General features: G+C 70.4%; 13 protein-coding genes and 2 pseudogenes. 6 read left to right on the top strand and 9 right to left on the bottom strand.

Annotation, left to right across the window (positions count from 1 at the left end; genetic code table 11):
* Positions 1 to 285, top strand: a pseudogene (locus HUW36_RS12995) (ABC transporter permease subunit); the annotation flags it as partial.
* Between the two features lie 239 nt (positions 286 to 524).
* Here the strand turns inward: HUW36_RS12995 and HUW36_RS12990 are convergent.
* Positions 525 to 1106, bottom strand: coding sequence for a type 1 glutamine amidotransferase domain-containing protein (locus HUW36_RS12990; RefSeq protein ID WP_174528390.1), 582 nt, complete (start codon positions 1104 to 1106; stop codon positions 525 to 527).
* 228 nt (positions 1107 to 1334) lie between these two features.
* Between HUW36_RS12990 and HUW36_RS12985 the strand changes: the two genes are divergently transcribed.
* Positions 1335 to 2177, top strand: a complete 843-nt coding sequence (locus HUW36_RS12985) for an aldo/keto reductase (RefSeq protein WP_174528389.1) — start codon at positions 1335 to 1337, stop codon at positions 2175 to 2177.
* A gap of 111 nt (positions 2178 to 2288) precedes the next feature.
* Here the strand turns inward: HUW36_RS12985 and HUW36_RS12980 are convergent, their stop codons facing one another.
* The 4 genes from HUW36_RS12980 to HUW36_RS34435 form a co-directional block, all read right to left on the bottom strand.
* Complete coding sequence (locus HUW36_RS12980) at positions 2289 to 3302, bottom strand: mechanosensitive ion channel family protein (RefSeq protein WP_246248126.1); 1014 nt, start codon at positions 3300 to 3302, stop codon at positions 2289 to 2291.
* A 246-nt stretch (positions 3303 to 3548) separates the two neighbouring features.
* Positions 3549 to 4208: a DUF1345 domain-containing protein gene (locus HUW36_RS12975; RefSeq protein WP_217428805.1), complete on the bottom strand. Its 660-nt coding sequence runs from the start codon at positions 4206 to 4208 to the stop codon at positions 3549 to 3551.
* A gap of 262 nt (positions 4209 to 4470) precedes the next feature.
* Entirely contained in the window at positions 4471 to 5646 is a 1176-nt protein-coding gene (locus HUW36_RS12970) for a zinc-dependent alcohol dehydrogenase (RefSeq protein ID WP_174528391.1), read from the bottom strand.
* Positions 5643 to 6545 carry an SRPBCC family protein gene (locus HUW36_RS34435; protein WP_246248125.1) on the bottom strand — a complete coding sequence of 301 codons (903 nt, stop codon included), beginning with the start codon at positions 6543 to 6545 and terminating at the stop codon, positions 5643 to 5645. Before HUW36_RS34435 ends, HUW36_RS12970 begins: the two co-directional genes overlap by 4 nt.
* A 421-nt stretch (positions 6546 to 6966) precedes the next feature.
* Here HUW36_RS34435 and HUW36_RS12960 point away from each other — a divergent pair, with 421 nt between their 5' ends.
* Positions 6967 to 7800 (top strand): hypothetical protein, encoded by an 834-nt coding sequence (locus tag HUW36_RS12960; RefSeq protein ID WP_174528387.1) that lies wholly within the window; start codon positions 6967 to 6969, stop codon positions 7798 to 7800.
* Positions 7801 to 8315: 515 nt separating this feature from the next.
* Here the strand turns inward: HUW36_RS12960 and HUW36_RS12955 are convergent.
* Positions 8316 to 8900: a GNAT family N-acetyltransferase gene (locus tag HUW36_RS12955; protein ID WP_174528386.1), complete on the bottom strand. Its 585-nt coding sequence runs from the start codon at positions 8898 to 8900 to the stop codon at positions 8316 to 8318.
* Between the two features lie 113 nt (positions 8901 to 9013).
* On the opposite strand from HUW36_RS12955, the gene HUW36_RS12950 reads away from it, so the two are divergent.
* The 3 genes and pseudogenes from HUW36_RS12950 to HUW36_RS12945 all read left to right on the top strand — a co-directional run bounded on the left by HUW36_RS12950 (position 9014) and on the right by HUW36_RS12945 (position 11680).
* Positions 9014 to 9301 carry a hypothetical protein gene (locus HUW36_RS12950; protein WP_174528385.1) on the top strand — a complete coding sequence of 96 codons (288 nt, stop codon included), beginning with the start codon at positions 9014 to 9016 and terminating at the stop codon, positions 9299 to 9301.
* Positions 9302 to 9709: 408 nt separating this feature from the next.
* Positions 9710 to 9793 (top strand): annotated as a pseudogene (locus HUW36_RS35130) (twin-arginine translocation signal domain-containing protein); the annotation flags it as partial.
* A 138-nt stretch (positions 9794 to 9931) separates the two neighbouring features.
* Complete coding sequence (locus HUW36_RS12945; protein ID WP_246248123.1) at positions 9932 to 11680, top strand: hypothetical protein; 1749 nt, start codon at positions 9932 to 9934, stop codon at positions 11678 to 11680.
* 55 nt (positions 11681 to 11735) lie between these two features.
* Here HUW36_RS12945 and HUW36_RS12940 read toward each other — a convergent pair whose 3' ends face one another.
* The 3 genes from HUW36_RS12940 to HUW36_RS12930 all read right to left on the bottom strand — a co-directional run.
* Positions 11736 to 12470, bottom strand: coding sequence for an amidohydrolase family protein (locus tag HUW36_RS12940; protein WP_174528383.1), 735 nt, complete (start codon positions 12468 to 12470; stop codon positions 11736 to 11738).
* Positions 12467 to 13204, bottom strand: coding sequence for an amidohydrolase family protein (locus tag HUW36_RS12935; protein ID WP_174528382.1), 738 nt, complete (start codon positions 13202 to 13204; stop codon positions 12467 to 12469). Before HUW36_RS12935 ends, HUW36_RS12940 begins: the two co-directional genes overlap by 4 nt.
* Positions 13201 to 13835, bottom strand: a 635-nt coding sequence (locus HUW36_RS12930) for a hypothetical protein (RefSeq protein WP_217428804.1), incomplete at its 5' end; no start/stop codon positions are given. The genes HUW36_RS12930 and HUW36_RS12935, both read right to left, overlap by 4 nt.

Below are 13835 nucleotides of genomic sequence, written 5' to 3'. Positions count from 1 at the left end.
GTCTTCGGAACGATCGCGATCACCATCGGCGCGGCCACCGGCAGCCGGCCCGCCGCACTCGCGGGCACCGCAGGCGTCGCCGTCCTCACCTACGCCGCCGGCACCGCAGCCACCCAGCTCAACGCCGACGCCCTCCGTTACGCCTCCCCCTTCCACTACTACATCGGCGGAGAGCCACTGCGTAACGGTTTCCAATGGACCGACCTGGGCGTCCTGACCGCCATCGTCGCGGTGCTACTGACCTTCGCAGTGACCACATTCAACCGACGCGACCTCACCAGCTGAGATGGTCGAATGACGTCGAGACCATCCGTTCAGTTGCTGCCGGTTGAGGTCGGCGTTTCCAGTGGGAGCCTGGCTGGCCGGAGCGGCGAGGAACAGAACGGACACCGCTAGGTCCCGATGTTGATGTCGCTTCCCGTCGCCGACCGGACCGCCGAGCGCGGCCGGATCCAACAGGCGAGGTATCTACCGTCCTGGGGCTCTGGGCCGGGCTGATCCTCCCGCTCCGGAGCCCCACCGGGTCACGCCGTCGTCATCTGACGAACGCGTTCGCCCTTCGCGAACTCCTCGACCATCTTGGCGCAGAAGGCTGGAAGGTCACCGGGGTTGCGGCTGGTGATCAGTCCGTTGTCCACCTGCACCTGTTGATCTACCCAGTTGCCGCCCGCGTTTCGGATGTCGGTGCGCAGGCTGGGGAACGAGGTGACAGTCCTGCCGTTGACCATCCCGGTCTCGACCAACGACCAGGGGCCGTGGCAGATCGCGGCCACCGGCTTCTGTTGCTCGAAGAACGCCCGGACGAGGTCCATCGCCTGCTGGTTCATCCGGAGTCGGTCGGGATTGACCGTCCCGCCCGGCAGCAGCAGCGCGTCGTAGTCGGCCGCGTCGGCCTCGTTCACGGTCCGGTCCACCCGGTAGCGGTTGGCCGGACTGATGTCCTGGTTCATCGACTGGATCTCGCCGGAGCTCAGCGAGATCAGGTGGACCTCGGCCCCTGCCTGCTCCGCGGCGGCCCTCGACTGGGCGTACTCCACGTCCTCCACCCCGTCGGCGGCGAGGCAGGCGACTCGCTTGCCGGTCAGTCGCTGCTGGCTCTGTGCCATTGCGCGGCCTCCCCTTCGCGGTGCCGCCCGGTCGGCGGCACATGGTTCGCTCTCGACCGCCTTCCCGGTGTCGGCACCGCAAAACAGGCCACCGTACTCCGCTCGCGGGCGGACAATCCACACATACGCTCGGCGCTGCGCGGAGAAAGGTCCCGCCCCGAGAGTGCTTCCTGTCGCAGCGGGAAGGCACTCGACCCACTGGCACCGAGGCCCCGGAAAGGTCACGACATGACCCTCGCCGCCGAAGCGATCGAATTGCCGTCCGGCCAGACGATGCCCGTACTCGGCCAGGGCACGTGGTACCTGGGTGAGCGCCCCCCGAGGCGACGGGACGAGCTGGCCGCCCTACGCACCGGGCTCGACCTGGACATGACTATGATCGACACCGCCGAGATGTACGGTGACGGCGCTTCCGAGGAACTCGTCGGCGAGGCCATCGTCGGACGACGCGCCGACGTGTTCCTGGTCGACAAGGTGCTGCCGTCCAATGCCAGCCGTCGGGGAACCGTGCAGGCCTGCCGCCGCAGCCTGCAACGACTCGGCGTCGACCACATCGACCTCTACCTGCTGCACTGGCGCGGCAGCCATCCGCTCGCCGAGACCATCGAGGCGTTCGGCGAGCTCGTCGAGGCCGGCGACATCGGGCAGTGGGGCGTGAGCAACTTCGATCTTTCCGACATGCAGGATCTCCTTGAGGCGGGCGGGAGCGCCTGCGCGACCAACCAGATTCTGTACAACCTCACCCGCCGCGGTCCGGAATTCGATCTGCTGCCGTGGCTACGCGAGCACCAGATCCCGGTGATGGCGTACTCGCCGATCGAGCAGGGCAGGCTGCTCGGCCACCCCCAGGTCGCGGAGGTCGCCGCCCGGCACGAGGCCACGGCTGCCCAGGTCGCGCTGGCCTGGCTGCTGCGGCAGGGGCGGATAGCGGCCATCCCCCGGTCGTCCAACCCCGAACACACCCGGGAGAACGCGGAAGCGCGCGACCTGAATCTGACTGAGGAGGATGTGGCGGCACTCGACACGGCGTTCCCCGCGCCGGCCGGCCCGCAACCGCTGGAGATGTTGTAGCGCCCGGGAGATCCGGCGGTGGAGCGCGGTTAGCGCGAACTGTCGGTACCGTCCCGTTCGGCCAGCCCTCGGCCGCCGCGCGCTCGCGACCTCGACGTCGGTGGTGTGGGCTCAGGGGTGGAACTCGCCGCGGGTGCGGGGCAGCCACTCGGGGTGGTGGTCTCGCAGGTACCGGATGAGCCCCTCACGCACGTCGCAGCGAAGGTCCCACGCGCTCGGTCCGTCGGCCGCCGATGCCTGGACCTGGACGACGACGGTCTGGGACGTCGCATCCACCATCTGCAGCACCCACTGGTGCCGATCCCAGAGTGGTGAAGATTCGACGATCCGCCTCGTCTCGGCCCGGAGGTCGTCCACGTCGGCGGTGTAGTCGACGTGGAGCCGGGTCTCGCCGACCACCCGCGTCTCATGCCGGGTCCAGTTCTGGAAGGGGTGCTCGGTGAACCACGTGGTGGGCAGGATGAGCATCCGGTCGTCCCAGAGCCGGATGACCACGTTGGTCAGCTTCACCTCCTCGACGCGCCCCCACTGCCCGTCGACCACGATCACGTCCCCCAGGTGGAGTCCGTCGGCGAACGCGACCTGGATGCCGGCGAAGGCGTTGCCGAGCGCGGTGCGTGCGGACAGGCCGAGCAGCGCGCCGATCACACCCGCCGAGGTGAGCACGGACAGCCCGATGGTGCGCAGCGCAGGGAACGTGGTGAGGACCAGGCCGATCGCCACGACCGTCACCACGACCGAGGTGAGGCGCCGTACCGGTCGGATCTGGGTGCGGGCGCGGCGGATCCGGCGGTCGGCCCGCGTCTCGCCCGGCAGCCGGCTGAACGCGGCCCTCTCGGCGATGTGCAGGGCGCGAAGCACCAGCCACGTCACGCTCGCGATCAACAGCACCACGACGAGGCGCCGGACGATGTGGGGTACCGCGCCGGGGTGCGCGCGGATTCCGACATACAGCGCCGCGAGTAGCAGCACGGCGACGGCGGGGCGTCGGGATGCGCGGTACAGCGGCGCGAGCAGCCAACGGTAGCTACGACCATCGGCTCGACGCTGGACCAGCACGCCGGCCAGCAGGCACGCCGTGACAACCAGGGCCACCGCGACCACCACGACCGTCCTCGTGGTCATCAACCGATTTCCCTGCCACCGGCGACCGTCACCGGGCGCTCCCGTCCGTCACGCTCGCGGTCACGTGGCCGCGTCCGGGCGGTCGGAGCCTCGATCCGACCGGCCGCCGTTCGCCCCTCCGGGGTGTGGGCCGCGCGGTTGTCCACCGCTGGCGCCGCCCGTCATCGAGAGGGTGAGCACCAAGCTCGTGTCGATCTCGCCCACCCGGATCCGTTGCCGCAGCCGGCGCAGGACACGCCACGTGGGTCACGACTGGCCCAGGCTGGTGACCAGGTTGATCGCGACGGCCAGGATGCCGGTTCCGAAGGTGTACGAGAGCAGCGCGTGTCCGAGCGCCACCCGGCGCATGCGGTTGCTGGTCGGTTCGTACTCTCCCGGGGCGTAGGACATGCCAACCGTGAAGGCAACGTATGCGAAGTCGGCGTACGCCGGAGGATCGTCCCGCTTGAAGTCGATGCCACGGGCGTCGCCGCAGTAAAACATCCGGGCGTACTTGAACGCGAAGACCGTGTTCACCAGCAACCACGCCAGCACCACCGCGACGACGCTGAGGATCACCAGCGTGACCGCCACCATGTCCTGCTGGTCGGAGGCGCGGACGAGCGCCTCGGCCACGGCGACGAGACTGACAACGGACGCGATCAGGATCGCCGAGTCGGTGGAACGGGAGCACTGCTCCGCCTCGGCAAGCTGCTCCGTACGCTGCGGGCTCGCCGACCAGCAGGACCGCCACACCCACACGAGGACGGTGCCCGCCGCGATCGTCCAGATCACCAGCGGCGTCAGTTCCGGCGCCCCGACCAGCGCGGTGACCGCCCCGGCGACAACCCCGACGACCAACGACCACAGGACACGCCTGACCGACAGCAGACGTTCCAGTTCTCGTCCTCCCGATCGCTGCTCCATCCGTCCAGCGTTCCGGCTGGGCCGGGTGGGTCACGGGAAAACCGGAGCTATCACCGGATTGGGCGTGAATGCCCCTGGAATCGCGGAGGCTCCGAGGACCGAGCGATGCGGGTACCGCCCCTGAGCCCCACCCGGCCGGCACGCGGCGTCGGCGGCAAGCCCGTTCAGCCGCCGCCCGTCATGCGAACCAGCACGGCCGGGCCGCACCCACAGCCGCATCTGGCCGCCGCGCACCTCGCGGCGGCCGGGATGCGGTTGCTCGTCAGGGTTTGAGTACGACCTTCTCGCAGTGGTCCTGCTTGTTCTTGAAGATGTCGAAGCCGCGTTCCGCCTCGTCGAGCGGCAAGGTGTGGGTGATCACCCGGGTCGGATCGATCTCGCCGCGCTCGATGCGCCGCAGCAGCGGCTTCATGTAGCGCTGCACGTGGCACTGCCCCGTCCGCAGGGTCAGCGCCCGGTTCATCCACGCGCCGGCGGGGAACTTGTCGAGGAAGCCGCCGTACACGCCGATGACCGATACGATGCCGCCGCTGCGGCACGACATGATCGCCTGGCGCAGCGCGTGGGGGCGCTCGGTCTCCGACCGGACGGCTTGCTTGATCCGGTCGTAGGCGTGGATGTGCGCGGCACCGTGGCTGGCTTCCATGCCGACCGCGTCGATGCACTTGTCCGGTCCCCGCCCGCCGGTCAGTTCCAGCAGCCGGGACCGCACGTCGACCTCGTCGAAGTTGATCGTCGTGTGGCCCGCCCGTTCCGCCATCTGCAACCGGTACGGCTCCTTGTCGATGGCGATGACCTTCGCGGCGCCGAGCACCCGGGCGCTGTCCATGGCGAACTGGCCGACGGGGCCGGCGCCCCACACCGCCACCACGTCGGTCTTCTGGATGTCACACAGGTCGGCACCCATGAAGCCGGTGGGCAGGATGTCGGAGAGGAACAGCACCTGCTCGTCGGTCAGGTCAGACTCGATCTTCAACGGACCGACGTCGGCGAACGGCACCCGCGCGTACTGCGCCTGACCGCCCGCGAACCCGCCCGTCAGATGCGAATAGCCGAAGATCCCGGCGACCGGATGGCCGAACATCTTCTCGGCGATCCCGGCGTTGGGGTTGGAGTTCTCACAGCAGGAGTACATCTCGGCGGCGCAGGCACCACAGTTGCCGCAGGCGATGGGAAACGGCACGACGACCCGGTCGCCGACCCGTAGCTTGTCGGCGGGTACTCCCGATCCGACCTCGATCACCTCGCCCATGAACTCGTGGCCCATGACGTCGCCGTCCTGCATCGTGGGCACATATCCATCCACCAGGTGCAGGTCGGAGCCGCAGATCGCGGTGGAGGTGATCTTGACGATCGCGTCGCGGTTGTTCAGGACCTTCGGGTCCGGTACGTCACGGACCTTGACCTTGTTGCGGCCGGCCCAGGTGTTCGCCTTCACGCGCCCGCCCTCTTCGCCAGGTCGGAATCCGACAGCGGTTGCGCTGGACGCTGCGGGAACTCCTTGCGGGCCCGCTTGCCCCACGGGGCGCCGTCGGAGCGGACCACCTCGCCGGTCTCCAGCACCTGCTTGAGCCGGCGCAGATCGTCGTCGAGTTGTTGGTGCGGCTCCTCACCGAAATACTTGGCCACCGCCTTGCCGACCGCGCCGCCCGGGATGTCATAGGTCAGGAGGACGTGCACTTCCGTGCTCACACCGTCCGGGGCGGGCACGAACCGCACCGTACCGGCGTTCGGCACGTCCGCGTTCCCGGTCGACCGCCAGGCGATCTTCTCGCCGGCCACGTCGCCGATGATCTCGGCGTCCCACTCGACGTTCTTGCCGAAGGGGGCGCTGGCGGACCAGTGGCTCGTCCGGTCACCGGTGGGCCGAACCTCTTCGAGATGAGCCATGAACGTCGGCAGTTTGCCCAGGTCGCGCCAGAACGCGTAAACCTCCGACGGGGGCCTGCGAACGGTTGTCGTGGCTGTCAGCTCCATGGGTCCTCCTCTGCGTGCGCCCCGTATCGCCGGCCCGGAGCCTGCCTCCTTCGCCCGGGTGGCGTGCACGGCGGTCAGTAGATCCAGCACCGTGATCCCGAGGACAGCGCCGGTGACACCGACGAGCCGCCGTCGGCGGCGCCCGCCCCGATGGGCGAGGGCCATTCCGAGCGAGGCCAGATCCATCGCGTCGCCCACGACCCGGGTCCACGCCCAGACGCCCTTCCGCCGGCTCGTCAGTAGCCCGGCCGCGTGTACGAGCTCCCGCGCCCCGACGAGCGGCACCATCACCCGAGACACCGCGGAGTCGTCCACGCCGCTGATCCGGCGCACCGTGTCCGGCGCCGCCAACTGCGCCACGCCCAGACCGGCACTCATCCAGCCGAGCCCGCGCCCCCGCCGCTGCACCTCCTCCTGCCTGACCTTCGCTGGATCTCGGACTGCCAGTCGAGTCACGGGTGGCCTCCCTGTCCGGTCGCGCCTGGCCGAGCATCCCGGTCCCATGTGAACCGGGCGGCGAATCAGCGGGGCGGCATACCCCCCGCCGGCCGCCTGAACCCTGCCAAATCGGCCGCTTGCCCAGATCGCACAGCAGGCGCCGGCCGGAGGTCTACGCGACCAGCGGGCTGATCCGCTGCCTCGTCGACCGACCGCTGAGCCGTTTGGCGCTTCGGCGCACGGGTAGACCGCGACCCGGTCCGAGGGGGTGGGCCGAGGATCGGAGCCACAGATGGTGGGCTCCGTCCGGTCCGCATGCCAGGCGAGGACCGAGGAGTGCGGGATGGCCGAACCGGAGAGCCGGGACAGGGACGCACGGGAGTCGCCCGCACAACCGCGCGACCAGATCGATCCGCAGCGCGACGCCGAGGAGGGCGCGGAAGTCTCTGTTCGGGGCCAGAACCTCGGTGCCACCGGCGGGCCAACGAGTGCGAGGCCGGGCGGACACCCCACCCCACCGCGCGGTGAACACGGCCTGCCCCAGCCGACCGGCGGACGCAGCAGCAAGACGATGTCAGACCCGGACGTCGTCCTCCAGATCCCGCAGGCCAAGGTCCAACAGATCTACGTCGAGGTCGACAACCTGGACGCCTCCGTCTCACTACGAGCCCGCCTGGGTAGCCTGCTCCAGCTCGACGTGGGAGTCCGGGCGCAACTCGGCATGGTGAAGATCGACATCAAGGGCGTCGAGGCCGAGGCGATGCTCGAGGTTCGACTCGAGGAACTCCGCGGCATTCTCGACAGCGCCCTCCACACCATCGAACGCAACCCTCAGATCATCGAGTCGCTGGTCAAGACCGTGGACACCGCCGTGAACCATGTCGGACAGACAGCTCAGCAGGCGCTCGGGCCGCAGGGGCCACTGGCGCGGACGCTCGACCACGTCGGGCAGACGGCGCAGGAGGCGCTGGGGCCTGAGGGACCGCTGTCGCAGACGCTGCAACAGACCACACAACAACTGGCTCAGAACCAGGGGGCGTCAGTTGGTGGTGGCCTGGGCGGATCTCCGGCCCGAGCCGCCTGGCAACGGATGAAGAGGATCGTCAACAGCAGCCAGCCACTGAGGCAGATCACGGCGCGACTGGTGGGACCGCAGGCGCACCAGCAGCAGGGCTGATCGACATCGGTCGTGGTGCATGAACCCTGGGTCAAGTCCTCGGTCGAGCAAGGCGGAGATCCATCCGAATGGGCGGTGTCGTGCCAGGACAGAGCTCCAACGCGGCCGCTCGTCGTCCGGGCGTGGCGTGGGCATGACGACGGCCGACGCGAGCCCTGCGGCGACAGAGAGGACGACGCACACATGCCCGCTTCTCAACCGGGGCCGCCGACCGCGTCCGGCGCGAGAACCTCGTCGACATCGAACAGGTCGCCGTCCTTCCCCGGAGCCGTCCCGCTCGAAAGCATGGGCGCCCAGGCACCGGGTATCCCCGGGCATGGGTAGCCAACAGCGCAACAAGCATGACAGCGGCGGCGAGTCGGCGCGGGGCCGCCGGCACCCGGGCAGCGGCGCACGAGGCCGGCAGGGGGCCACGGTGGAGCACTCGCCGAATCAGCGACACGAGCGCACCGCGACCGGATCAGCCGGTACCGAGCGCGACCACGGCCGGTCGAAGACGGCCCGGGAGGGGCAGGTCAACCGCCAGGGTACGGGCTGAGATCCCACGACGCGATCTTCGCAGTCATCGAGTCGATGTCGACGGTGTAGCGGTAGCGGACCTCGACGTAGGGGAAGCCTCGGGAGTCGTCCGTCTTCTTCGATCCGTCGGCACGCCAGCCCCCGGCCTCGTAGAAGCGCCGAGCGCGGCCGTTCGTCTCCAACACCCACAAGACGATCTCTCGGTAGCCGGCCTTCGCCAGCCGGAGCATGCCTGCCTCCATCAGCAGCCGACCGGCGCCCTGGCCCCAGAACGTTGGCAAGAGGTAGACGGCCACGATCTCCCCCACCAGTTGCGGATCGGTGTCCGTATCCCGGCTCGGCGAGACGTTGATGAACCCGATCACCCCATCACGCTCGTGATCCAGCACGAGGGTGCCGGCCGGTGGCCGATCCTGCTGGATCCACTGCCGCCATCCCTGCCGGCGATGGGCCGGATCCAACTGGTCGAGGTATTCCTGGGGGACCTTTCCGCAGTACGTCTCCTGCCAGGTACGGACATGGACGACAGCGAGTGCGTCGGCATCCCGCTCGGTTGCGCCTCGGATGATCACGTCCGACATCTTGTCAGGAGCGCCTGACTGTCGTTGATATCTTCCGCGGCATGGGTCGGGGCCGGGGTGCTGGTAGCCGCCACCAACGACGGCAGGTCAGCGAGCGGGAACGCGCTGCTGCGGTGGAGGACTACCGGGAGTCGGTCGGTCGGTTGCAGCACGCCGCCAAACGGAACATGCGGCAGACGGTCGTCTACGCCACGGTCTTCGTCGCGGTCATCGCTACGTGGATGCTCTTGATCGGCCAGGCGACGCGGGCGGCCTTCCCGTGGTTTGCCGTGGCGATCCTCAGCGGCGCGTTCGGCTTGGCCACGTACGTCGTTCGGCGGTGGCGTCCGCGGCTGTACGTGCTCGCCGTTGCCGTTGTCCTGGCGGTGGTGGGCATGACCGGCATGTTCCTCACGAGCTAGGACGACACCGATGACGCTGTCGGTCGAGCCGTCGCGTCGACCTCGGCGATCCGGGTGTTGGCAGCGCCCTGCACGACCTGCTCTGGGCACGGCAGCGGCGACAAACGAGGTAGGCACTCGGTGACCGTCGGCAGAACGGCCCGGCGTCGCGCGGGTGTGACGCGCCGAAGCCCTGCTCGAAGGCGACCAGCGAGCGTTGCTCGCCGCGGCGCGTTCGACGCCGTCGGCTGCCGATATTGGTCCACGAACCCTGGTGCTCGCCGGCGGTGGGGGCCGGCCGGGAGCGGGGGGCGCGACGGCGCCTGCTCCGGACGTCCATCGGTAGGTCGGCCTGGACCCGACCCTTGACGCATCGAAGGCAGGTTATTAAGGTCCGGACCGTAATTACGACGACGAACGGAGAATCGTATGCCCCTCAGCCGTCGCACACTGCTCGCAGGTAGCGCTGTCGCTGGAGCATCGCTGGCAGTAGGGCACGGTGCGCTCTCCTCGCCGGCTTGGGCCGCAGCTGACAAGAGCCTCACGCCCACCAGTTTCGGCCCGGCCTCTTTGACCGCTGCCGTCCGCGGGGCCGCGGTCATCGGCGACCGCGTCTTCATCACCTCACGCTTCAACACCCCGGAAGGGAAGATGCGGCTGGGTGAGTTCGACGTGCACACCGGCGAACGGCGGACGATCGCGGACCTGACGATCGCGAGCAACGGCGGGCAGAAGCTCGCCACTGACGGCCGGTACGTCTACGTGGGCCCCGCCGGCAGCGCGTACGTGCACCGGTACGACCCACAGACCGGCGCGGTCGTCGAGTGGGCCCGCGCGGGCGCCGCCACCACCTGGTACTACGACATGGTCGTGCACGGCGAACACCTGTACATCGGCACGTACCCGGACTGCACGGTCAAGCGGATCCGGCTGGCCGACGCCACCGTCGAGACGTACGGTCGCATCTCGACCTCGCAGTACGCGGCGGCCGTCGCGGTCGACGACGAGTACGTCTACGGTGGATCGGCCGCGCCCGGCACGCTGTTGATGTGGTCGAAGGCCGGCGGCGCGCCGACCAACCTGACGCCGTACCTCAGCGCCTCGCCGGTGGGGATCCTCGACCTGGTGGTCAGCGACGGGACGCTCTACGTCGCCTGCGGCCGGCAGCTGATCTCCTTCCGCCGCGACGGCTCCGAGCGGGTCTCCCGGGACATCCCCGTCGAGGACCGCTACATCGACCAGCTCACCGTGGCCGGCGACGGTACCGTGTACGCGCTGTGCCGGCTGACCACCAACCTCTACCAGGTCACCGCCGACGGACTGACCAAGGTGGGCCAGCCCCTGGCCGACGTGGAGAACCAGCTGCTCGCCCCGCTGCCCGACGGCGCGCTGCTCGGGGTGAGCGGGCTCGGCCACGTGTGGAAGGCGACGCCCGGCGGCGACGCCAGCGTGTGGCAGACCGCCGACCGGGGTTTCGGATACCCGGAGACCATCCAGTCGATGATGCGGCACACTCGGAACCGGATCTGGGTGGGCGGGCACTACGCGATGACCGTCCACCGGCCGAACGCCGGCACGAACGAGCGCTTCGACATCAACGGCGAGGTCAAGGCGATGGCCGAGGGCCGGCGCGGGGTGGTGTACGCCGGCCTCTACCCGAGCGCCCAGATCGTCGCGATCGACCCGGACAGCTACGAGATCATCCCGCTCGGACTGCTCGGCAACGAGCAGCTTCGCACCAAGCGGATCCACCACGACCGGGCACGCAACCAGCTCGTCGTGGCGTCCAGCCCGCAGACCACCAAGCACACCGGCGCGCTGACCTTCATCGACCTGAGCGACAACACCTTCGACTCCCACCGGGAGTTCCTGCCCGAGCAGAGCGTGATGGACGTGGTGGTGCAGGGCACCACGGCCTACCTCGCCGGCGACACCTACGGCGAGGGCACCAGCGGCCCGATCCGCAAGGTGGCGCAGGTGGCGGCGGTGGACATCGTCACCCGGACCCTGCTGTGGCGGGAGGAGATCAAGCCGGACTGGCTGTCGTACGAGAGCCTGTTCGTCGTGGGCAACCTGCTCTACGCGGTGGGGCGCCGCCCGCGCGGGGCCTGGTTCGCCTACGACCTGCGCACCCGGCAGATCGTGATGGAGGGTGACCTCGGCGGATACGGCCAGCTCAACGGCGTCGACGGCCGGGTCTTCTCCTGGGTGCACTGGACCAACGACATCTCCGAGCTGCCGACCGCTCCCGGCGGGGAGGTGACGACCCTGTACGACAACGTGCCCCGCGGCTGGTACAACAACCCGTCGTTCCACTTCACCCCGGACGGCAAGGCCACCTGGGGGATGCTCGGCAACGACCTGGCGCTGTTCCCGCTGCCGGGGAAGAACAGGACGTAGCCCGCCGTGGGCCGCCCTCCCGGGCCGGGAGGGCGGCCCCGCGCCGTGCCGGCGGTCAACCGGTGACGTCGAGCCGGAACAGCTCGGCGGCGTTGCGCCAGGCGACCCGCTCGGCCAGCGCCGGTGGCAGGTCGGCGGCGAGCACCGCGCCGTACGCGGCGGCCGGGTCGATCAGGGTGGCGTCGGTGCCGAACAGCAACCGCCCGGGGTCGACCGCCGCCGCGACGGCGGCGAAGCGCCCCGCCTCGGTGTGTGAGAAGCACGGCTCGAGCCAGAGCCGGTCCACCGCGTTGGCCGCCTCGACCGCGTGCCGCCAGCCGTTGGCGCCCATGTGTCCGGCGACGGCCCGCAGCCCGGGGATGTCGACGCAGGCCTGGGCCAGCTCCAGCGGGGTGGCGTCCCAGGTGTGCACCAGGGCGGGCAGGTCGTGGGCGGCGACCAGCTCCAGGGCGGCCCGGGTCTGCGGCGAGCGCACCGGGGAGTCGGTGTAGTCGGTGTGGATCTTCACCCCGACGAACCGGCCGGTGGGCAGCAGCTCCCGCAGGTCGCGTTCGGCGTCGTCGAGCCGGCGCGGGTTGACCGTCAGGTAGCCGAGGAGCCGGTCGCTGTGCTCCAGCGTCCGGGCCATGGCCCGGTTCCCGGCGGTCACATCGTAGACGACCGCCTCGGTGGCCGAGGTGATCGCGAGGTCGATGCCGTACCGGTCCATCACGGCGAGGTTGGTGGCCAGCGCACCGACCTCCATGCTGAAGAACCACGGTCCCCAGTGGGCGTGCACGTCGATGATCATGCGATCGGCTCCAGGAGGCGGCGGGCGTTGCCGCCGGCCACGGCGGCCACGTCGGTGGGCGTGAGGTTGCCCCGGGCCAGCCGGAGCCGGGGCACGACGGCCTCGTACCACGGCGTACGGGAGCCGTAGAGCAGACGGTCGACACCCAGGTGCTCCGCGACGGTCTCCAGCGCGTCCGGCGAGTTGAGCAGCCGGGTGGAGGTGTGGAAGCCCGGCTCGTCGCGCGCGGCGACCACGAAGTCGCCCAGGTGGTAGAAGTGCGTGTCGAGGAAGACGACGGTGGTGCCGCGCAGGGGGCGCCAGAACCGGCGCACGTCGCCCCCGGTCAGGACGACCAGGCCGGCCGCGGCGGCCCGGCGGGCGACGTGCCGGACGGACGGAAAGTCCGCCTCGACCCGTTGCTCGTCGGGGAAGAGGCGCACCGCGCGGAAGCCCCGTTCGGCCAGCCGGTCCACCTCCCGTTCGGCCCCGAGCGGGTCGCGCAGGTCGACCCCGCCGACGGGGAGCACCCGGGGCCCGGCCAGAGCGGCGGTCTCGTCGTTGCCGGTGGGCACGTCGAACAGGGCCGCCCGCAGGTTGGCCACGGCGGCCCGACCGATGCCGTTGGCGGCGAGGACCTCGGCCACCCGTCGCGGGTCACCGGTCGGCCCCGGACGGTCGGCGTACCGGCCGACGAGCACGTCCACGTCGAGCGTGACGGCCGGCAGGTCACCGGCGGTGAACGGGGACGTCACGACGCCCCCGCCACCGCGAGCACCCGCGCCCGGTCGGCCGCGGACAGCGCCGGGCCGTGCGGGTCGGCGGTGTGCGACTGCGGGATCCGACCCTCGGCGGCGGCGATCCAGAGCATCCGGCGCACGTAGCCCTCCATCGGTTCGGTGAAGGTCACCTCGGCGAGGCGGTCCAGGCGCGCCGAGGCGGTGACGAAGTCGGCGTACCGCCGGTCGGCGAAGGCCCGCAGCACGGCGGCGGTGACGGGCACCGCGGCGGCGGCGAGGCCCACGAGCGCGGCCTGCGCGCCCCACATCAGCGACGGCCCGAACATCCGGTCCTCGCCGGTGACGGCGAGCCGGTCGGCGGCGTGGACGGCGGCGAGCGCGGCCTGGCAGGCCATCGCGTCGTGCAACCGGGCCACCTTGGCCCCGGCCACGCCGGGATGGACCAGCAGGTCCGCGAGCCGCGCCGGTGAGTAGGGCCGGAGGTAGAGGTCGAAGGCGAGCATCGGCAGGCCGGCGGTCCGCCAGATCGCGTCGTGGTGGGCCGGCGCGTCGCCGTCGACCGGGAAGACCAGCACCCCGGCGGCGCCGAGGGCGGCGGCGTCGGCCGCCTGGGCGGCCACGTCGTCGGTCCGCTCCCCCGGCCGGC

The sequence above is a fragment of the Micromonospora maritima genome, assembly GCF_902825405.1.
In the GTDB taxonomy this organism is placed as follows: Bacteria; Actinomycetota; Actinomycetes; order Mycobacteriales; family Micromonosporaceae; genus Micromonospora; species Micromonospora maritima.
The sequence above is the reverse complement of the archived record's forward strand: the minus strand, read 5'-3'. Positions and strand labels throughout refer to the sequence as shown.